This window comes from Paenibacillus sp. JT22N12, assembly GCF_056269365.1.
Genome location: NZ_JBWDNU010000003.1, coordinates 105,071 through 126,930 on the forward strand (window position 1 = coordinate 105,071; position 21,860 = coordinate 126,930).

A 21,860-nucleotide genomic window follows, 5' to 3' on the forward strand; every position below is an offset into this window, starting at 1 on the left:
TGGCATCTATTATATTTGGGTTTATTTCAGACCGGTCGTCGCGATCCCATCGACAAAATGGCGCTGGAACGACAGGAATATGGTCATGATCGGAATTAAGGAGAGCACCGACATCGCCAGCAGCGCGCCCCAATCCGATGATCCGGACGGGTCAAACATGGAGCGGATGCCGAGCTGAACGGTAAACAGCTTGACCTGGTTCAAATAGATCATCTGGCTGAAGAAGTCATCCCATGTCCAGATGAAGGTGAAGATCGCGGTTGTGATGAGCGCCGGCACCAGCAGCGGCAGAATGATTTTGAAATAAATCTGTGCCGGACCGCAGCCGTCAATGGTCGCGCTCTCATCCAGCTCAGCAGGAATGCCCCGGATGAATTGAATCATGAGCAGGATGAAGAAGGAATCTGTTGCCAGCCATTTTGGAACAATCAGCGGGAAGAACGTATTAATCCATTCAAATTGATTATACAAAACATATTGAGGTACAAGTGTAACATGATAGGGAAGCATGATGGTTACGAGCATCAGACTGAACCAGAGACGCTTGCCCTTGAAGTGAAGCCGGCCGAAGGCAAAGGCAGCCAGCGAGCAGGTAATGACGTTGCCCAAGACCGACAGGACGGATATAATCGCCGAATTGGCGAAAAACCGACCGAACGAAATCCCCTGCAATCCCTTCCAGCCGTTGATATAATTATCCAGGGTGAACTGCTTGGGCCAGATGCCGGGGTCAGAAAAGATCAGCTGGTTCGGCTTGAAGGAGCTGCTCAGCAGCCACAGCACGGGATACATCATAATCAGTCCCAGCGCAATAATCAGAACATGCCGGCTCATGCTTCCATATATTTTTTTCATTGCCATATGTGATCACCTCCTATTTTCCCTTATCGTCTCCATAAAATACCCAATACTTCGAGGTCACGAATACGATTGCCGTGAATGCCCCGATAATGACCAGCATGATCCAGGCCAGCGCCGAAGCATAACCCATTTCGAAGAACGAGAAGCCTTTCAGATAAAGATAAAGCGTGTAATACAATGTCGAATCGATCGGACCTCCCCGTCCGTCCCCGATCACATAACCGGGCGTGAACACCTGGAAGGAATTGATGAGCCCCATCACCAGATTAAAGAAAATAACCGGCGAGAGCATGGGCAGCGTGATCTGGAAGAACTGCCGGGTCTTGCCTGCGCCATCCACCTCGGACGCTTCGTACAAATCACCGGGAATCTGCTTCAGGCCGGCCATAAAGATGACCATTGCCGATCCGAACTGCCATACCGAGAGCGTAATAATCGTGTACATGATCGTATCCGGATTGGATATCCAGGAAGGTCCCTGAATCCCGAACCAGCCGAGAAAATGATTGAACAACCCGTCTCCTTCGAAGATTCGTCTCCATACAATCGCAATAGCCACACTGCCGCCAAGCAGCGAAGGAATGTAGTAGACGGTCCGGTAAATGCCCAATGCCCGGATTCCCTTGTTGAGTGCCATTGCGACCAGAAGAGCAAAGATCAGCTTGAGCGGCACCGAGAAGAGCACATACTTGAAGGTCAGCGATAAGGAGTTGTAGAAAGAATCGTCTTTCGTGAAAATTTCCTGATAGTTCCCGAATCCCAGCCACCTGGGAGGCGTGAGCAGATTGAACTTGGTCAAGGACAAAAACAAGGAGCCCAGCATGGGACCAAGCGTGAGACAGAAGAAGCCGATCAGCCATGGGAGCAAAAATAGATATGCGGTCCTGTTCTGACTCCAAAGGGTTGATTTACGAGTTTTTTGCATGAAAAAAGCCTCCTCCTTGCGCAACATGGATCGAACGGGCGATCCGATGATTCAAGCATACGGATTATGGCTTCGGGATTGAATTCTAATTCTTCGGCATATCGCTATCGTTTTTTTCAGGTTGCTGCCGCTGCAGAAAAAAAACCCCTGAACATTTGATTGTCCGGGGCTGCTTGCTCTGTTCCATATTTTCGCTTCGCGGTCAACGATGGTGAACTTGCTCTTCAGTCACATCTGCGCCTAATCCTGAACGCTTCATCATATCTTGAAAGTGATCCATTTTGTATTTCATGATTTCTAAAGTAGCGTTCATTTCCGCCAATTCCGACTCTATTCTGAGTTTGTGCTCACAGAGCACGCTGTAGCAGTTTGAGTATTTTTGATCGGATGCCATCGTCATATACCGTTCAATTTCCTTCAGCGGCATATGAGTCCGTTTAAGATGGGTAATGAAGATGAAACGGTCAAGATCGCGCTTGTCGTATTCCCGCTGCCCGTTTTCCTTGCGCTTTGCAGGCGGCTGCAGTCCGATTTTCTCATAATAACGGATCGTATCGTAACTGAGACCCGTACTTGTGGAAATATCCGCAATTGTAAATGTAGGCTCCTCCATCACTCGGCCTCCTCCTCTGCCTATTGACGCTTCCGGCTAACTTGTTCGTTTTCCCATCTGCATCTTACCCCATGGAGCTTACTCCATGTCAAGTTAATATATATTCTCCAATGGCGGTTAATTTGAGTCCGGGCACAGTGTATTTTAGACCGGTTGGAACGATTGCGAATCATTTCAAATAGAAAAATCCCCGCTCAGCCAATAGGCCGGCGAGGTTTTCGCTGTTCAATCCTTACCCCTATTGGCAATCCGGAACTCCGAAGGAGAAATCCCATACATCCGCTTGAATTTGGAGCTGAAGTAGCTTGCATTGGAGAACCCGGTCAACTCGGCAATATCCCATAAGCCGAGCGTTGTCTCCTTCAGCAGCCTGACAGCCTGCTCCATGCGCACCTCCGTCACATACTGGATGAAGCTTATGCCTACCTTGGATTTGAACAGCTCGGAGAAATAAGAACGGTTGTAATTAAAGCGTTCCGCCAGCATGTTCAGATTAAGCTCGACCATATAATTCTGATGGATGAACTGCTGGGCCGCCTGCACGACGGAGAGCTCCGCATCCTCCGAATCCGCCTGGGTCTTGTGGATTTTGCTGCCTAATGCGATGAGAAAGCTCTCCGCCTTCTCCACCGTATCGAATTCCAGCACACGGTCGGGCCGGATCCACAGCTGCTCCCTGCCCGCAAGCTCAACGCCCGCAGAGTGGGCCAGAGCATCCAGCAGAAAATAAAATTGAACAATCAATTTGACGAAACGCGCCTGGGATTGCCTGAAGGCCTCCGCCAGCTCCTTGTGGATGGTTTCCTCAAAAGCGCCCAGCTCTCCATTGATGATGTACCGGTGAATCACCTTCGACATATCCTCTGTCAGCACCGCCTTCGCATCACCCTGATCTTCGGATTTGCGGTCCATCCGGCTCTGCGAGAGATTCCACTCCAGCAGGGAAGACATGCAGCCCTCCTTCCAGGCCTGGAAACCCGTAACCGGCTGCCCGATGCCAATCGTCGGCTCAAACGCCAGCTGCTCCGCAATGCATTCGCGTAAAGCAGCCGCGAACACGGCAATTCCATGCTCGTCATCGGGCAGGATGAAATGCATCAGGCCCGGATAATTGGCATCGCGAAATACCTGCGGCTGTTCCGGAGCCGGATACGTCTGGGCGAATTCCCGGCAGACCATTTCGAAGGGCATATGGAATTTATCCGGGGTGCGCAGCTGTGCATCATTATGCACCGACCGCTCCCGAAGGCCTGCCGTCAGGAAACGCACGCGCCTCTCATCCCAGTCATCCAGCCCAAAGCGTCTGGAACGCTCGATCACATCGTCCTTCCGCTTCAGCTCCTCCTTGACAATATAGAGGATAAAATGCTCCTTCATTTCTTTAAAATACTGGGAAAGCCGCCACTGGACCAGCTTCTGCTCATCTTCATCCTTGCGCTCGTCATCCAGCTCGCCGATTACACGCGTAAGCGCCGTCAGCAGTTCTTCCCTGGATACCGGCTTCAACAGATAATCCCGTGCCTGATTCTTCAGGGCCGCCTTGGCGTAATGAAAATCCTCGTAGCCTGTCACGACAATGACCTTAAGGGCGGGATACTGCTTGCTGCAGGCCTCCAGCAGGGAAACCCCGTTCATGACCGGCATATTCATATCGGCAATCATAATATCGATCTCTTCCTGTTTAAGCTTCTCCAGCGCTTCAGCTCCATTGGCGGCCTCCGCCGCGACTGTGGCATTCAGACTGTTCCAATCCACCTTAAGCTGCAGGCCAAGTCTGATGTCCGGTTCATCATCCACGATCAATGCTCGATACATCCGGGTTTCCCTCCTGTGCAGGCAAAATTAAGGTAATGGTCGTTCCTTGCCCATAATAGGATTCAATGTTGAAGCTGAAGAGAGCTCCATAATAAAGGCGGCAGCGGATCAGCACATTCCTCAGGCCGATCTGACTGGTTTCGTTGTTGAGCACATGATCGAGCTGCACCGAAGCGGATTCCGCCTGCAGCCGCTGGATGATTTCCGGCGGGATACCCGGCCCGTTGTCTGCAACGGAGAGCGCAAGCTGCATCCCCTCCCTGCGGATTCCGATGTGGACAACAGCGCCGTTCCGGTGCTGGAAGCCGTATTTGACGGCATTTTCCACAAGGGGCTGCAGGATAAACTTGATGACCTGCAAATCATCCAGCTTCCCTTCCTTAATCATGTTAATTTCCAACCGTTCGCGGAAACGAATCTGCAGGATCGACGTGTAGTAGTTCAAGTACGTTAGCTCTTCCGTGAGCGATATCGTATCATGGTTCACTTTGAGCGAATAACGCATCATTTTGCCCAGCGACTCAATGACATGAACCGTATCATCCGTGCGCTTCTGCATCGACAGACTGGTCAGAAGCTCCAGCGTGTTGAAGATAAAATGCGGGTTGATCTGCATCAGCAGCGCCTTGTACTCCGCCTGCTGGCGGAGCAGCTTGAGCTCGAATTCCGTCTTGATATGATCCCTGAGCCGTCTGACCATATTGCGGAAGGCCTCGGTTACGAAGCCTACCTCATTGCGGATGCTTTTCTCCGGCGGAATCCGGTTCTCCGCCATGTCAAAATCGCCTGATTGAATGGAACGCATGGCGGAGGCCAGCCGGGAGAGCGGCTTCGTTATGCCAACAGACAGCCAGCTTGCCACCAATATGGCAGCAATACATAATAAAGTCGTAAAAACGATAATATAAGTCCGAAGCTTGATCAGCTTGGCATACAGCTCACCCTCGGGAACGAAGCCAACCAGCATCCAGTCGTAGCGCTCCAGCTTTTTATAAACGAGCACATCAGTTGACCCGGACTTGTTGCGCAAATAAACCACGCCCTGAATCGACGGCATCTTGCGGATGTTCTCCACCTGGGCAATCGTTTCTTGATGCGTGTAATACTCATCCTGGGATAAAATAGGCTTTCCTTCCGCATCCAGCAGAAAAATTGTACCGCTTTCACCAAGATGAATGCCGTTTAAGGGCTCCAGCAAGAAGTCCGACTTTACATTGACTTTCATGAGGCTCTTCGAGAGCGAGGGCTCGAAGGTGCCGATCGGCAGCAGCAGACTGACGACCTGATAAGGCTTGATGCTGGTCTGCTCATCCGGGTCGTTATGAGCCGACACCCACTGTACGCTGTGATTCTTGAAATTCTGATACCAGTCCGTGGACATGAACGTGCTGTCCTTCACCACCTGATTATCCGCGCTGATCCGAAGACCCCCCTGCCGGTAAACCATTACGGAGGATACGCTTGTATAGCTGTTGATGGTCTTGGTCAGAAACTTGCTCAAATCGATGTTGTACAGCATCTTCTCGCCTTCGCTCAGCGTCTTGTCCGCCATCGCATCATTCCAGCCCTTCGTCGTGTCGCTGTTAAAGACGATAGAAGACAAATCATAGGTTTGCACCAGCGCCATGTGGATAAAAGAACCATACTCATCCATCTTCTCCCGGGCGGAGGATTCAATATATGACCGGATAATAGAACGCGATTGATTGAACAGCAGCACCGACATCGTTCCTGCGGAGAACACAAGCAGCAGGACAAAGATGGCGATCAGCCGGTTCTTTAAGGAGTAAAACAATCCCTTCAGCCCCTCTGTAAACCCGAATAAGCCTTATAATACCCATTCGGGCACAATCAAGCAATCCTCTTTCGGAACGGACAGGAGGATTGTTCACATTAAACAGCTTCAATATCGGCTTTGGATACCGTGATTGACACGAAACTAAATGGTGTCATATAATAATAAAGCGAAACCAAATAGTTTCCTATTTTTTAAATAACACTTTGGAGGATTTCTCATGAATAACAATGCACAAGGATCACTGCCGGATATCCGGCAAACGCATGTATTTAACGCGCCTATTCAGAAGGTATGGGATGCCGTTGCCACATCGGAGGGAATCGCGGCCTGGTTTATGCCTAATGATTTCAAGCCGGAGGAAGGTTATGAATTTCATCTGGAGGCAGGGCCATTCGGGAGCTCTCCCTGCAAAGTAACGGAGATCGATCCTCCGAACCGCCTGTCCTTCCTGTGGGGCAAGGACTGGACGCTGACCTTCGAGCTGGCCGATCTCGCAGGCAAGACGGAAATCACCCTGATCCACAGCGGCTGGGATGTGGACAAGGTTACCGAATTCGGCCAGTCCCACACGCAGATCCGCGAGAACATGGCTCAGGGCTGGGCGGGTATTACCGCCGCATTGGGCAAATATGTCGAAGCGTGATGCGGCCGCATCCGCCCCGAAGCACGATGTATTCCAAGCGATCGCCGATCCTACCCGCCGCAGTCTGCTGATGCTGCTTGACGGGAAGGAAATGCCTGTCACCAGCATTTCCGGACATTATCCCATGTCCCGGACTGCGGTATCCAAGCATCTTCGCATCCTGACGGATGCCGGCCTGCTCCGCGAGCGGAAGGTTGGCCGCGAGACCCGCTACCGGCTCGATCCCGAGCCCCTGCTGGAGCTGAAGCGATGGCTTGCCTATTATGAGCGGTACTGGGACAACAAGATGTCCGCGCTCCGTCGTTATGTGGAGGAAGATACTGCGCAGGGCGACCTTCCGCTTCCGGGAGAATCTCAGAGCGGGGAATAACGGAAGGGCCGGTTCTCCTTCGAAGGGCTGCATCTTCTCAAAAAATGCCTGAATTCCTGCAAAATCGCAGGAGTTCAGGCATTCCTTTTGGATATGGGCAAATAACGATCCGCTGCAGCGGCGGCCAGTCCCGTAAATCCCCCGGCAGCACCGGTTATATGGGCTTCGTCAAGTACCGAATATTAAATCGCTCTGTTGGTGAATTCTACAAGAGTTCCTGCTAAACCTGATACTGCCTAATGAAATCAATCGCTTTGCGGATATCGGCTTCCGGGTTTTCCACTTCACGCTCGACGGTCAGATAACCCTTGTAGCCTATCTGGTCCAGAGCGGCAAAATAGGCCTTGAAGTCTACCTGCCCTTCACCGAGCGCGACCTCGCGGAAGTACTCCCCGGAGGAAACCAGTTTCGAAACTTCCTTCAAATCCCATGGCTCATACCCCAGCGGCACATACACATACCGTGAATCAAATTCCTTGTACCGGATGCCGTCCTTTACATGCGTATGCACAATATAATCCTTGAGAATCCTCACCCCTTCGACCGCATCATACCCATTCACCATCACCAGATTGGCAGGGTCATAGTTGACGGCTACGCCGCGGGAACCGAGCGAATCCAGGAATCGTTTGAGATTCGCCGGCGATTCCGGTCCCGTCTCAATGGCAAAATACGCATTCAGGCTGTTGGCATACCCGTTCAACTCCGCGCATGCCTTCTGCATTTCCTCGTAAACCTCGCTGTCCGTATCTTCGGGAACAGGACCGATATGCGTAGTGACGATATTCGTTCCAAGCTCGACAGCCAGGTCAAGAATACGCTTGGATTTCTCAATTTTCATGGGATTGACGGTCTTGTCCTGGAAGCCGTGGCCCCCCATCTCCCCGCACAGCGCACTGATCTCCATCCCATGAGAAGCAAAATAATCACACAGCTCCCTGCGGTCGGCCGGCTTCAGATTCGCCGGGTCCATTTCCCCTTCCACCGCATAAATCTGCACGCCGTCCGCTCCAATCTCCTTTGCCCGAAGCAAACCCTTTCGAACGCCTAATCCAAAGCTGTCAACAATGACACCAAGCTTATTGTTTGCTAACATACTGCTCATTCCTCCCGGTTTTGTTTCAGAATGGCCTGCCGATGTTCCTGCTCCTTGCCTATCCAATCTTCACGCTGCTCACTCGTAATAGCCCCTGTCCTGAAGCTGATTCAAAGGAAGCCGCAAAAAAATCGTCGTACCCTGATCGATTTTACTGACAATATCGATTTGGGCCTCATTCCCGTAATAGACCTTAATCATGCTGAATACATACTGCAGCCCGATTCCGTAACCCAGGCTGCCGCCGCCCTTCGCGGGGCTTAACAGCAGGTTTACCTGCTCCTCGGTCATCCCGGCGCCGCTGTCGGATACATTGATATAGAGGTAACTGCTATCCGCATGAATGCGGACTTCTATGGCGCCTTCTCCCGTTTCTTCGCCCATTCCATGATATAAGGCATTTTCCAATAAGGGCTGTAAAATAAAACGGGGCACATAGGCATGATGAATGCCTTCCTCGATAGCGATCCGGACATCAAAGGTGCAGTCGTACCGTATACCCTGCAGCGCAATGTAATCCTGCATCGCCTTGATCTCGTCCTGCAGCAGAACAAAGCTGCCTTCCTTGCCCAGGTTATGATGAAGAATCCGCGTAAATATGGAAATCAAACGATAGATTTCCTCCTGATTATTCATGCGTGCAATCCATTGGATCGTATTCAAGGTATTGTGAATAAAGTGGGGATTGATCTGATACAGCAGCTTCTCCACTTCCAGACGGGCCTTGTCCCTTTCCTTGCCCTCAATCTCCTTGAACAATACAAGCACATGATCCCGCGAGCTCTGAAACTCTCTCAGCAGGGAATCAAATTCGACGATGCCCGTCATCTTGATTATGGCCGGCGAATGATCCTCATTCGTAATCGTCAGCTGCATTTGTATTTTTTTTAACGGCCGGTATACGATCCGCCATACAAGAGAGGCAAGCAGCACACTCAAAGCCAGGCACAGCAGACCGGTTCCCATATAGGTGTAGAGCCATTTGCGAAATTCAATATTAAAGGCATGACGCTCAATGGCGACCCCCAGCGTCCAGCCTTGCTCACTGGTCTTATTGAACAGGATGGTGGAATGAAGCGCGTTATCCGTTACGGCCGTTCCAAGCGGATACTTCATTTCGTCGTCACTATAGACGATGATGCCATCTTCATTGGTCAGATAATTGACAACGGGCATCCCGTATTTGGCTTTGGCCAGTATCTTTTCAAACAAGGACAGATTGGTCTCCACGTAGATATAAATGGGCTTCTGATCCGAATTGGTCACATCAACCGGACGCAAAAAAGAAAACACCTGATTATCCCCGAATGTATAGGCTGTCTGATGAGGACCGTAAAATTCTCCCCCTTTAGTCCGCGCAAGCAGCGTCTGGTTGAAGAGATATTCCTGATTGACAGCCATAGTCTCAAAATTTACCGTTCTGTTCTCGGAAAAATAATAAAGCATCAAGCCTAAGTCCTTATTGGTAAAATTAATCAGGTTCATGCTCGCGCGGATTTCCTGCTGGCTGTGAAACTTCGCTACGATACTGGGATTGGACAGCATCGCATACAGGTCCTGGCCTACGCTGCCCTCCGCTGACAGCTGCAAGGAGGCGTATTCCATATTGCTCAGGGTATTCTCCAGAGAGATCGATATATTTTCAAGCGTGTTGTTAATCCCGCTCTCGATTTTGTTGCGATAAATATTCTGGATCGACAGATAGGATACGATTCCCAACAGCAGCAGCGGAATGAGCGTATAGAGAAACAGTATCGTAATCAGCCTATTCTTCAGCGAATGCCGCTTGACCTGACTCCCTCCGCCCTTCACCATGCATCCTCGCTCTTCAGGAGATTCTTGCGGTAGTCGGTCGGATATTGTCCCGTGTGATCGCGAAACAATTTGCTGAAATATTTCTCATCCTTATAACCCACTTCCGAAGCGACGGCATACATGGGAATGCTGGTGAGCGCGAGAAGCTTTCCTGCTTTAGCCATTCGGAGTTCCTTCAAATATTTGCCGAACGGCTTCCCCGTCAGCATCTGGAAGCATTCGCTGAAATACCCGCTGCTCATGAAGACTAAAGCGGCCAGTTCGTCACGGCTGACAGAAACATGCTGCTGCATGTAACCGATCGCCTTCACGATACTGACGATCACTTCGAAGGAGTAGGGAAAGGCCTGCATGCCTTTCAGCAAATCATTGCGTATGGCCTCAAGGTAACGCACATGATCATCCCAAAAAAACAAAGCATAGCATTCTTTCATATATTCCCGGTGAATTCCCTCAGGGAAAATCTCCTGCCATGGGCAAATGGATGAATAAATGATGTTGAGAAGACGAGTCCGGTCGGGAATAGACTGCTTGCTGTCCTGGAGCAGCTTTTCAAAGACCGCATCATGATAAACCCAATGCAGGGCCTCCCATTCCTGGTAAACAGACGATTCCATCCCTTCATTTCTGTCTCCCCTGTGAAAATCCAGCAGCTGCTGCTGGGATATTTCATAAACCGTCTGGTTGACGGAGCCCTCAAAGAACAAGGTGGTGGAGACAGCTGCCTGAAGCGACTTTTTATGCTGAAGCAGAGGGTTGTCCTTCATATCCGTGACGATGACCAGGCGTAATTCCGTTGAACCCAAGAGGCTCTGATGGAGCTGCTTCAATTGGCTTTCTTCCCAATCCAGGCTAAGCCACATTCCAACGCCAACAGCCAGGAAACGGTGCGTACCGGATTCTTCGGGAAGGCTCTGTGAGGGGGAGACCGAGAGATCGACCAGAATGCCGCCAACCTTTTTCTCCCGGAACGGGGCTATCGCCCTGTGTGCTTCTTCCATGCGAATTCTGCCGGTAATGCGGGAGAGTACCTTCTCCACGCTTTCCTTCTCGAGCTGCGTCTTTACGATATAATCGATGGCACCGACACGCATGGATTCCTGAATATGCTCAAATTCCTGATGGCAGGTCAGCACAACGCTCCAGACGCTCGGGTATTGCTGCTTGACTCTTCTCATCAATTCGAGCCCTCCCATAACGGGCATCGTCAAATCGGCAATAAGCAAATCGACCTCATGGTTCCTCAAATAGGCCAAAGCTGCTTTTCCATTGCTTGCCTCACCCACAATCTCAATGCCAAAGCGAGCCCACGGGGTCGTGGTGATAAGGCCCTTTCTGACTAATTTCTCGTCATCCACAATTAATGCCTTGATCATGGCTAGCTCTCACTCCTTTATGCAAATGCCCGTGAAATAGGTCGAATGGGTTGTTCTAGCTATCATAGCCACAGTCGCATTTATTTTCAAGGAGCCGCCAACTCACTCTTTTACCGAGCCCATTACAATTCCATGTACAAAATAACGCTGCAAAAAGGGATAAATGATCAGAATCGGCACCATCGCCACGACCAGCTTCGCCGCATTCAGGGTTCTCTCGGAAGTATTCATAACCTTGATCAACTGCTCGGTGGTTAAGCTTTTTATCAGCTCGGGATCGATCCTGACGACCAGCTGTTGAATATAGGTCTGGAGCGGATACTGCTCCGGCCGGTTCATGTAGATCAAGCCATCCAGAAAAGCATTCCAATGGTTAACGATGCTAAACAACGAAACGGTGGCCAGCGATGGCAGCGCGAGCGGCAGATAGATCAGTATAAGCGTTTTCCAGGGGCCGGATCCATCGACCACCGCGGCCTCCTCCAATTCCTTGGGCAGGCTGCGGAAGAAATTCATCACCAGAATGACATTGAGCACCGGCACCGCTGTCGGGAGAACCAGGGCCCAAATACTGTTCTGCAGGCCCAATGTGGTTACAACGATGAACAATGGAATAAGCCCGGCAGTAAACAGCATGCACACAACCAGAAACCACATATAGATATTGCGCCCGGGAAACAGTTTCGGCTGCTTGGACAGCGGATAGGCCATCAGCACCGTAACGGCAAAATTGATCGCCCCGCCCAGAAGCACCCGCTTAACGGAAACGCCGAAGGCCGTAAAAAATTTCTCATCCCCCAGCACGATCTGGTAGGAGCTCAGATTAAACCCGACAGGAAAGAAACGAACAAGTCCCGCATTAGCCGATGCTTTCTCACTGAAGGAAAGCACTACCGTGTACCAGGTCGGGTATAGACTCAGCAGGGTGACGACAGCCAGAAAGATAAGGATTCCCGCGTCGACAAGCCGAACGGATAACGTTTGTGATCTTACCATGATCGATTCCCTTCCAACTAGAATATTCGGTATTTGGCAAATCTGGCGGCTAACAGGTACGAAATAATGATGAGAATAATGCTGACGACCGATTTCAGCAGCCCAACGGCGGTCGCAAGACCGTACTGCTGCTCCAGAAGACCGATTCGATAGACATACGTATCGATGATGTCGCTTGAAGAATAAACAAGCGGATTATATAAATTAAATACCTGGTCAAAGCCCGCATTCAATATATTTCCCAAGCTTAGGGTGGATAGCAGCACAATGGTCGGGGCAATACCCGGCAGGGTGATATGGAGCAGCCGCTGCATGCGTCCCGCGCCGTCAATAGCTACAGCCTCGTACAAAGCCGGATTAATGGCCGTAAGTGCGGCCAAATAAACGATCGTATTAAATCCGAATTCCTTCCATACATCGCTTCCAACCAGAATACCGCGGAACCAGGTATTGTCGGCCAGGAAGATCCTGCCCTCGAAGCCAAACAGACCAAACAGCTGATTGACGACGCCATCCAGTGAAAAGATGGATGCCAGCACGCCCGACAAAATGACCCAGGACATAAAATGCGGCAGGTAAACGATCGTCTGCACCCAGCGCTTAAACCAGCTGAGGCGTACCTCATGAAGCAAAAGAGCAAACACAATCGGGACGATCAGATTGGCAATCGTCTTGAGAACGGCAATAATCAGGGTGTTCATAAATACACTGCGGATATCCTTCAGATGAAACATGAAATCAAAATTATCAAAGCCTGACCATTCCTGTTTCCAGACTGATTTGCCCGGTATGAAGTCCTGAAAGGCAATGGCAATTCCCAGCATGGGAAGAACGCTGAAAATAATCAGCAGAATCATGCCGGGAAGCAGCATCGCATGATAATGAAGATAGGTCTTTTTGTTTTTCATCGCTAACCACCGTCATCCAAATTTTGTGTAAAAAGGCGCCGATCCCGGATCTGACGCCCTTTTGCGAAATGTTATTGCTTGGCGGCCTCCTGGACCTCTTTGACAATGTCGTCTCCGCCCGCGCTCTTCCAATCGGCTACGTATTGATCAAAGGAATCGACAGGCGCCTCGCCCACAATAATTTTCAGGAAAGCTTCATTCTCCATTTTTTGCAGAATGGCCCATTTCTTCTCCATCGTCTTCGTTGTGCCGAAGAACTCGCTGCGGGCGATATTGATATCGCTTGCTTCCACTACCGCAGAGCCGACATTCCTTGCGGTCGCTTCGCTCCAGGCGCTAAGATCCTTCTTCGGCGATTCCTCATTGATTTTCCAGGCTTCATACCACTTCTGCACTTCGCCGCTGGCCTCCGATTCACCCTTGGAATCGATCAGCTCTTTCAGCTTCAAGTAACCTTGATACACGATATCTTCATAGTCGACACCCAGCGAAAAGGGAAGAGCGCTGGAATCAACCACAATGCCTTTGTACAGATCGGCAGCATCAGGATCCACATTTTTCCCTATGGCCAGCATCTCGTTCAGTACCTTTACTACCGCTTCGGGATGCTTGTAATCCTTGTTCACCACAATGAAATTAGTCGACGGATTCTGATCGTATGTGTTGAACTTTCCGGCTTCGTCAAGCGGCGTGGTAAAAGCAACCCATTCCGCCTTGGAATCATTCTTGACGGAATCCTTCAAGGCGCCGTATGGAAACCACCAGGGTGCAAAAGCAATTCCCACCTGACCTGCTGCAACCAGCTCGTTCGGGTCCTTGCGGACGATAAACTCTTTGTCAATCAGACCATCCGCATACAGCTGATGAAGCTTGTCCAGCGCCGCCTTCATCTCTGGAAAGTTCGAGCTGTAACCGATCTGACCCGATGCATCCTTCATCCATTGACCCTTGTAGGCATGGAGGGCGCCGAGAATCGGATCAAATCCGTGATTGGTGTTCAGCCCTGTCAATACGGGCACGCCTGTGAAGCCATACGTATCTTTCTTGCCGTTGCCATCCGGATCGTTCTCTACGAAAGCTTTGGCAATCGCAATCAGATCATCCAGTGTCTTGGGAGGCTGAAGGCCTTCTTTCTCCAGCCAGTCCGCTCTGATCCAGGTCAGGTTGAATTCTCCGCCAATATTGGTGGAGGGAAGCGCCATCAGCTTGCCGTCGAAGGTTGCTTTGGACAACACCCGATCATCATAGGAATCATAGACTTCTTTGACCAGCGGACTGGCGGTCGTTTCATAAGCGCTGGTCAAATCTGCAATCTGCTCCGTTTCCACGAGCTGCTTCAGCTGCTGCTCATTGACGGAAAACACGTCCGGCAAATCGCGTGTGGAGATGGCAAGCGATATTTTCTGCTGATAGGCTTCGGGCGTTTCGACCAGCCAATCATTCTCGACCTTGATATTGAATTTTTTCTCCATAAATTGGTAATAGGCATTATCGTCGAAGGTTTCTCCGGCAGGCAGCCCGGAATTTTTGGAATTGATCACTTTGGCTACCGAGAACGTTACAGGCTCCTTGTAGGCGGTGAAAGGTCCCGCGCTTGCTTCGTCCGCCTGCGAATTTCCTGCGTTTTTGTCTGTATCCGCATTATTGTTGCTGCCGCAAGCCGTTGTTGCCACCATCATTACTGCAATAAATAAAACAACCCATTTTCGATTCAACCTGATTGCCCCCTTAGTTAATTTATGCGTATTTAAAGGTTTCCTAACGTTAGTATAGAGGCTGGAGGGAAGGACCCGGGAGAGAATCTCGTCACACCAGGGGGGAATTTCAACCGTTTCTTTGCCCGGTGAGGAGTGATAGCAGACGCAGCTAGTATCGGAAATAATCGGGCAAGAAGAAACGGCTTTGCCGTCCTTTGACGGGCAAGTTAGCTTCTTCCCTCCGAAAAATCAGAAAAGGCGAAGCCACATTTTATACTTTCTCATATTTTAAGAAAAAACCGTCAGGAATAATCCGGTTCCCTGACGGTTCTTTTTTTCGCCATAGCAACTTTTACGTTACCCCAACAACCATTCTCGTCAAAGATTACTCGCTTCAGTACCTTCTGTTCTGTTCCACACCTCTAATCACCAAAAATCGCAAAGAGGATGAAGTCCTGCTTCACCCTCACAAGAAAGGTCTGCCTGAGCTCCTGTAAGCCATAGGAGTTCAGGCAGACCTTTTGATTTTACAGCATCTGCTGTGAAGAAATTGCAATGATGCGGATATTCCGGTGGATCGTAAAGTCATAGCGGATAATGGCAAGCCACCTGTCTCTCCCCGTCTGCAGACTGGAGGAGAGGCTCCTCCACTCTGCAGCGATCCCGGGCAATGGGACAACGCGGGTGAAAACGGCAGCCCGAAGGCGGATTGGCGGGAGACGGCACATCCCCCTGCAAAATAATCCGTTCGTTCTTGCGGTGCAGTGCAGCCTGAGGAATAGCGGAAAGCAGCACGGACGTATAAGGATGCAGCGGGTGCGCAAACAGCTCATCCGTCGGGGCCACCTCCACCATTTTCCCCAAATACATGACACCAACGCGATTGGATATATGGCGCACCACATGAAGTCCATGGGCAATAAACAAATAAGTCAGCCCCAGCTCCTTCTGCAGCTTCATCATCAGGTTCAGCACTTGAGACTGTACTGAAACATCCAATGCGGATACCGCTTCGTCCGCTATGATGAATTTGGGATTCAGCGCGATTGCGCGGGCGATGCCGATACGTTGTCGCTGTCCGCCTGAGAACTCATGCGGGTACCGGTTGCGCCGGCTGACATCCAGCCCTACCAGCTCCATCAGCTGCACGACCCGGTCATCCTTCTCCTTGGACGACATTCTCCGGTGAATGCGCAGAGGCTCGCCTATGAGATCCCGAACCAGAAAGCGCGGATTCAAGGAGCTGTACGGATCTTGAAAAATAATCTGCATTCCCTCGCGGAGCCGGCGAAGATCCTGGCTGCGTACCTCATGAATATTCTGACCGTCAAACCGGATTTCTCCGCCGGTCGCCTTCTTCAGCTTCAACAAAACCCGGGCCAATGTGGATTTTCCGCAGCCCGATTCACCGACCAAACCGAATGTCTCGCCGGACCGGATCCCGAAGGAAACGTCATCGACCGCCTTCACATGGCCAACTACGCGATTCAGCAGCCCGGTCCTGATGGGATAATACATCTTCACATGCTTGGCTTCCACCAAATACGGCTGGTTCATGGAAGGCCCACCTCCGTCCCGGTTCCATTCACAGCTTCCGTCTTCTGCTGCTCTTCTGCGGCAGTGGCCGACTGAGTGGCTCCAACCGTATCGCGGAGCCAGCAGGCGGCCTTATGTCCGGTCGCAGATTCCAGCAGAGGAGGCTCCTCTTCCCGGCAAATCTCCATCACATACGGACAGCGGGAGTGAAAACGGCAGCCGGAAGGCAGCCTGCTGATGGGGGGAATGGCACCCTTAATCGTATATAATTCTTCTCCGCGATTCCCATCCATGCCAGGGATGGATCGCAGAAGTCCCATCGTATAGGGGTGGCGGGGATGCCCGAAAATCTCCTCTACCGTCCCCTCTTCCACAACGGTTCCCGCATACATGACCGCAATACGGTCCGCGACTTCAGCCGCCACCCCCATATCATGGGTGATCAGCAGCATCGACATCCGGAATTCCCGCTTTAATTGGAGAAGCAGCTCCAGAATCTGTGCCTGCACCGTCACATCAAGCGCCGTCGTCGGCTCATCCGCGATCAGCAATTGCGGATTGCAGGAGAGCGCCATGGCAATGACGACCCGTTGGCACATCCCGCCGGACATTTCATAGGGATACTGTTTCGCACGTATTTCAGGAGCGGGAATGCCCACCAGCCGAAGCATCTCCACACTTCTATGCCATGCTTCCTTCCGGTTTAAATGCTTATGAACCTGAAGAACCTCCGCAATTTGGTCCCCTACCGTGAAGACGGGATTCAGCGCGGACATCGGATCCTGGAATATCATGGCGATTAAGCTGCCGCGAATCCGCAGCATTTCGCTCTGCCTTTTCTGTGCCAGATCCTCTCCGTTAAATAGGATCTGACCGTCCATGATTACCCCGCCGGCATAATCGACGAGCCGTACGACCGAGAGCGCGGTAACGCTTTTCCCGCTGCCCGATTCGCCTACCACACAGAGAGTCTGCCCTTTATCCAAAGTGAGCGAGACGCGGTCCGTTGCCTTGACCATGCCCTGGTCCGACAGAAAACCGGTTGTCAAATTCCGGATTTCAAGTATTGTTTCCGCCATTGGTCCAGCCTCCTTCGCGGGATCGTGGTCTTCCTGGGGTCCAGCCCGTCGCGGATTCCATCCCCGATAAAATTCACGGACAGCACGACTAACAGGATGCACAGGCCGGGATATACAGCTTGTATAGGATCAACAAGCATAAATTCCTGCGCGTTGCTGAGCATCAGCCCCCAGCTCGTGTCCGGCGTCTGAACGCCCAGGCCCAGGTAGGATAAGGCCGATTCGCTCAGAATGGCACCGCCTACCATCAGCGTGGCCGTCACAATGATCGGAGCGGACGCATTGCGAAGAAGATGGCGGAAAATAATGCCCCAGCTGGTCACGCCGGTCGCCCTTGCCGCCTCCACATACTGCATCTCCCGCAGCTGGAGATAATTGCCCCGGACAAGCCGCGCCACGCCCATCCAGCTGGTGAAGGCCAATACCATGATCATGTAGGACATTTTCGAACCAAAAACGGCCAAAATCAAGATATTAAGGAACAGCGAGGGGATGGAATTCATGACGTCTACCAGACGCATGGCTATCGTATCCACCCAGCCGCCAAAATACCCGGATACCGCTCCAATCAGCGTACCGATCACGACGGACACGAAAGCAACGGCAAATCCGACCGAAAGCGAGATTCGGCTGCTGTACAACAGCCGGGAGAATATGTCCCTTCCCAGCTCGTCCGTCCCTAGCAGATGATTGTCCGTACCGGCCGGCAGGTTAGGGAACATCATGTCAATCCGGGTAGGATCATAAGGAGCGATCCATTTGGCCAGGAAAGCCGCCAGGATGAACAGAAGCAGTACCGCAAGCCCCGTAACGGCAAACGGATTATGCAGAAATTTCTTCCAGGCCGCCCTCCATGGTCCCGGCGGGCGCGCTTCCACCAAGGCATCTTGAAGATCTGCCGGCGGTCTTGGCTCCGGATTCCAGTTTCCTTGCGGGAGAGGCTTCCCGTGCTCCACTTCAATCATAATGAGGCTCCTCCCTCCCGTCCCAGCTGGACCCTCGGATCTACAAGAGCATAGAGGATATCCGCAGCAAGATTGCCGATAACGACGATGACCGATACGATCAGCGTGATGGACATCAGCACGGAGTATTCCCTTGCTACCGCCATCTCGACAAACAGCCGGCCCATTCCGGGCCAATTGAACACACTTTCCGTCAGCACGGCGCCCCCTACCAGAATGGGCAGATCGAGTCCGAGGACTGTAATAATCGGAATCAGAGCATTCCGCAAGGCATGGCGGAAAATGACTCTGCGTTCTTTCAATCCCTTAGCCCTTGCCGTACGGATATAATCCTGATTCAGAACCTCCAGCATACTGGACCGGGCATACTTGGAGTAGGAGGCCAGAAATCCAAGCGCGAGTACGGTCACGGGAAGTACAAGGTGAAGGAGCAAATTGCCGAGATTGCCTTCCATCCCCATCGTCCACATATCGGACAAGGGCAGCCAATTCAGCTTAACGGCGAAATACTCCTGCAGCAGAATCCCAAACCAGAACGTCGGCATGGCGAATCCGATATACGAGATGAAGGAAGCCGTGTGATCGGACAGCCCATATTCGACCGTGCTGTTATAAATCCCCCATGGAATGGCAATCAATAAGGAAATCAACCATGCCGAGCCCATCAGTACCATCGTGTTGAGCACGGTCGGCCACAGAATATCGCCGACTGGAATATGATTTTTGAAGGTGTGCCCGAGATCCCCCTGCAGCAAATTCCCAAGCCATATAAAAAATTGGACGGGAACGGAGCGGTCAAGCCCCAGATTATGCGCCTGAATCTTTGCCGCCTCCGGCGACATTCCGGGACCGAGAAACACCTGGGTCGGTCCGCCCGGCGCCGCATGGATCATGGCGAAGGTCAGCACAGAGATCAAGAACAGCACAAGGACGGATTGCAGCAAGCGGCGTATTAAATACTCAGTCATTGAGACGTCCCCCGATTCCTGTACAGGGGAAGGCATCATGTTACCTTCCCCTGTCATTTTGGCTGCTTGGCTTGGTTACTTTTTGTCTGACCACCAATTGATGGCGTGGAACAGGTACCCGTATGCCAGGGAAGATTCAGGACGATCCTCCTCAGCCCAATGAACGGTAGTGGAATCAATGCCTTGAGGAAGGCCGTATTGATACAGAAACACATAAGGCAGGTCGGTGGAGATCTCTTTGCCGATTTCGTGATAAATACTTGTCCGCTCGGCTTGGTCGACCGTCAGCTGCCCTTTCACCCACAACTCATCCAGCTTCTCATTTTTGTACCACCCGCTGTTTTGTCCGGCAGGCGGAAAATACTTGGACGAGAAAATGCTCTCCGCATCCGGATCAGGGTTGGACAGCGACCATGACAGAAGAACGGCCGGGAACTTGCCTGGCGTAACATTCTGGTCGATCCATGTGGCAAAATCGATGCCTTTGGGCTTGACTTCAATCCCGACATCCTTCAGGTTCTGCTGAATGACTGCCGCCACCTGCTCGCGACGGCTGTTACCCGCATTATATTGCAGCTCGAAGGAGAAGCGGTGCCCGTCTTTTTCCAGTATCCCGTCTTTCCCGGCCGCCCAGCCATCCTCTGCCAGCAGACTCTTCGCCTTCTCTGCATCATATGTGTAGTTGACCGCCTCATCGCCGGGATCTGCCCATGACCCGGGCAGGAACGGCGAGTTCATCAGTCCTCCGGATCCCTTCAGTACATTGTCTACCATACCTTGACGATTAATGGCGTAGGCGATAGCCTGCCGGGTCTTTTGCCCTTTGAACGGGGAATAGTTGTCCGGGAAATTCTCGTCTTTAAAGTTAAACGATACGTACTCATACGTCGGACCCGGCTCCAGGATGATGCTCAGGTTGTCATGCTCCTTGACCGCATCGATTTGAGTGACCGGAACGGCCTGCGTCATTTGGACATCGCCCTTGATCAGGGCTTGAACCTCTGTATTTTGATCCGCATAGATCTTGTAAATGATCTTGGCTATATGCGGCTTCTTTTCTCCCCAGTAATCCGGATTTGCTTCAAGGGTAATATACTGGCCTTGTTTCCACTCGGTCCATTTCCACGGGCCGCTGGTGACCGTTTTGGCGGGATCCACTCCGTAAGGATTCGTCTTGAGATCCTTGAGGGGGACATCTTTGAGTATGTGTGCGGGAAGAATGGAGATAAATAGCGAGAATTGAAAAGGAGCATAGACCTGCTTCAATTTAATGTCGACCGTCTGATCGTCTACTTTAGTAACGGATTCAATCTTATCGTACATGCTGATTCCCGGTGATGCCGCTTCCGGATTGCGGAGCGTATCGTATGTATATACGATATCGTCGGCGGTAATCGGCTGTCCGTCGCTCCATTTGGCCGTTGTTTTCAATTTGACTGTATATGTTTTTCCATCCTCGCTGATTTTCGGCAGCTCCGCACCGATCGACCAAGGCTCAACCGCCAGATTGGCATTGCGGTCCAGATCGTACAGCTTGGCAAAGATCAGGGTTTCGATATCTCCGGAGGACGTATCATTAATGTACAGCGGGTTTATGGAAACAATATCGGAGAACGTGCTGATTGTCAGCGTTCCTCCTTCTACAGGCGCACCCGGGGTTTCTGAACTGTCAGCCGGGGCGGCTGGTTCGTCAGTAGCATTGGTGGCAGGGGCTGTGGTGGACGGTTCTGTTGTTTCGGAGTTTGCAGGGCTGTTGGAATCGGTGCATCCCGCCAGCAGAATACCAATAAGCGCGATAATGGACAAACAGGACATCCATGGGGTAACTTTCTTCATAAATTAAACCTCCTCATAGTAAATAAACTCCCGGCTTTCACCGAGGCTAATTGGAGCCATTCCGCTCCTTAATAAACAAAAAACAAAACTACATATACCTAACATAAAATCATATAAACCTATCATTTATGTAACATTAAATATCACCTTTACCTCCCGATACATAATGTATCACATAAAATAAATGCTGTACATAAATTTCCATTCAAAAATACGCCATATTATGCAATCAAATTTGTCCTAATTCTAAGACTGCTTGTCATCCCTCATAAGATTAGTATATAAAACATTAAGATATGTTATTTTAAATAACATTATGGTTGAATCGTTTGATTTTAAAGTAAGCGCTTACTATTTTGTTGACAATGCTTCCAACAAAATCTTGCCGAGCTATCTATTTTACTATCCGCCACCTTTCATCCCTATAGATTTTTGTTACCAGGTTAGCTGATAATTCTCCCCTTACCTCTTGTAAAATGGATTACTTTCCTGAAATATACCAAATTTAACGAACGTTTACCATAGAAATAATTTAATTTTCTAAATAATCTAAAAATAACTGA

The 21,860-nt window shown here is 50.9% G+C and carries 18 protein-coding genes; 2 read left to right on the forward strand and 16 right to left on the reverse strand.

Annotated features, from left to right (window positions below; genetic code table 11):
• Positions 1-21: 21 nt before the first annotated feature.
• The 5 genes from AC0YOA_RS11895 to AC0YOA_RS11915 form a co-directional block, all read right to left on the reverse strand.
• Positions 22-861, reverse strand: a complete 840-nt coding sequence (locus tag AC0YOA_RS11895; RefSeq protein WP_475786738.1) for a carbohydrate ABC transporter permease — start codon at positions 859-861, stop codon at positions 22-24.
• Positions 862-874: 13 nt separating this feature from the next.
• Entirely contained in the window at positions 875-1,786 is a 912-nt protein-coding gene (locus tag AC0YOA_RS11900; RefSeq protein WP_475786739.1) for a carbohydrate ABC transporter permease, read from the reverse strand.
• Positions 1,787-1,988: 202 nt separating this feature from the next.
• The gene (locus AC0YOA_RS11905; RefSeq protein WP_475786740.1) at positions 1,989-2,399 is read right to left on the reverse strand and encodes a MerR family transcriptional regulator; all 411 of its coding nucleotides are present in this window, start codon (positions 2,397-2,399) and stop codon (positions 1,989-1,991) included.
• A gap of 225 nt (positions 2,400-2,624) precedes the next feature.
• Complete coding sequence (locus AC0YOA_RS11910; protein ID WP_475786741.1) at positions 2,625-4,214, reverse strand: response regulator; 1,590 nt, start codon at positions 4,212-4,214, stop codon at positions 2,625-2,627.
• Complete coding sequence (locus tag AC0YOA_RS11915; RefSeq protein WP_475786742.1) at positions 4,189-6,009, reverse strand: sensor histidine kinase; 1,821 nt, start codon at positions 6,007-6,009, stop codon at positions 4,189-4,191. The genes AC0YOA_RS11910 and AC0YOA_RS11915 overlap by 26 nt, the downstream gene beginning before the upstream one ends.
• Positions 6,010-6,229: 220 nt before the next feature.
• Between AC0YOA_RS11915 and AC0YOA_RS11920 the strand changes: the two genes are divergently transcribed.
• Positions 6,230-6,655, forward strand: coding sequence for an SRPBCC family protein (locus AC0YOA_RS11920; RefSeq protein WP_475772350.1), 426 nt, complete (start codon positions 6,230-6,232; stop codon positions 6,653-6,655).
• Complete coding sequence (locus tag AC0YOA_RS11925; RefSeq protein ID WP_475786743.1) at positions 6,642-7,025, forward strand: ArsR/SmtB family transcription factor; 384 nt, start codon at positions 6,642-6,644, stop codon at positions 7,023-7,025. Before AC0YOA_RS11920 ends, AC0YOA_RS11925 begins: the two co-directional genes overlap by 14 nt.
• 220 nt (positions 7,026-7,245) lie before the next feature.
• Here the strand turns inward: AC0YOA_RS11925 and AC0YOA_RS11930 are convergent, their stop codons facing one another.
• The 11 genes from AC0YOA_RS11930 to AC0YOA_RS11980 form a co-directional block, all read right to left on the reverse strand.
• Positions 7,246-8,121, reverse strand: coding sequence for a sugar phosphate isomerase/epimerase family protein (locus tag AC0YOA_RS11930; protein ID WP_475786744.1), 876 nt, complete (start codon positions 8,119-8,121; stop codon positions 7,246-7,248).
• Between the two features lie 78 nt (positions 8,122-8,199).
• Positions 8,200-9,936 (reverse strand): cache domain-containing sensor histidine kinase, encoded by a 1,737-nt coding sequence (locus AC0YOA_RS11935; RefSeq protein WP_475786745.1) that lies wholly within the window; start codon positions 9,934-9,936, stop codon positions 8,200-8,202.
• Complete coding sequence (locus AC0YOA_RS11940; RefSeq protein WP_475786746.1) at positions 9,930-11,312, reverse strand: response regulator transcription factor; 1,383 nt, start codon at positions 11,310-11,312, stop codon at positions 9,930-9,932. The genes AC0YOA_RS11935 and AC0YOA_RS11940 overlap by 7 nt, the downstream gene beginning before the upstream one ends.
• Before the next feature lie 102 nt (positions 11,313-11,414).
• Positions 11,415-12,308 carry a carbohydrate ABC transporter permease gene (locus tag AC0YOA_RS11945; protein ID WP_475786747.1) on the reverse strand — a complete coding sequence of 298 codons (894 nt, stop codon included), beginning with the start codon at positions 12,306-12,308 and terminating at the stop codon, positions 11,415-11,417.
• 17 nt (positions 12,309-12,325) lie between these two features.
• Positions 12,326-13,216: an ABC transporter permease gene (locus AC0YOA_RS11950; protein ID WP_475786748.1), complete on the reverse strand. Its 891-nt coding sequence runs from the start codon at positions 13,214-13,216 to the stop codon at positions 12,326-12,328.
• Positions 13,217-13,287: 71 nt separating this feature from the next.
• The gene (locus AC0YOA_RS11955) at positions 13,288-14,931 is read right to left on the reverse strand and encodes an extracellular solute-binding protein (RefSeq protein WP_475786749.1); all 1,644 of its coding nucleotides are present in this window, start codon (positions 14,929-14,931) and stop codon (positions 13,288-13,290) included.
• A 567-nt stretch (positions 14,932-15,498) separates the two neighbouring features.
• Complete coding sequence (locus AC0YOA_RS11960; protein WP_475786750.1) at positions 15,499-16,470, reverse strand: ABC transporter ATP-binding protein; 972 nt, start codon at positions 16,468-16,470, stop codon at positions 15,499-15,501.
• The gene (locus AC0YOA_RS11965) at positions 16,467-17,528 is read right to left on the reverse strand and encodes an ABC transporter ATP-binding protein (RefSeq protein ID WP_475786751.1); all 1,062 of its coding nucleotides are present in this window, start codon (positions 17,526-17,528) and stop codon (positions 16,467-16,469) included. The genes AC0YOA_RS11960 and AC0YOA_RS11965 overlap by 4 nt, the downstream gene beginning before the upstream one ends.
• Positions 17,495-18,493, reverse strand: a complete 999-nt coding sequence (locus AC0YOA_RS11970; RefSeq protein WP_475772360.1) for an ABC transporter permease — start codon at positions 18,491-18,493, stop codon at positions 17,495-17,497. The genes AC0YOA_RS11965 and AC0YOA_RS11970 overlap by 34 nt, the downstream gene beginning before the upstream one ends.
• Positions 18,490-19,461, reverse strand: coding sequence for an ABC transporter permease (locus AC0YOA_RS11975; RefSeq protein WP_475786752.1), 972 nt, complete (start codon positions 19,459-19,461; stop codon positions 18,490-18,492). The genes AC0YOA_RS11970 and AC0YOA_RS11975 overlap by 4 nt, the downstream gene beginning before the upstream one ends.
• Positions 19,462-19,536: 75 nt before the next feature.
• Positions 19,537-21,297, reverse strand: coding sequence for a peptide-binding protein (locus tag AC0YOA_RS11980; protein WP_475786753.1), 1,761 nt, complete (start codon positions 21,295-21,297; stop codon positions 19,537-19,539).
• Between the last annotated feature and the right edge of the window lie 563 nt (positions 21,298-21,860).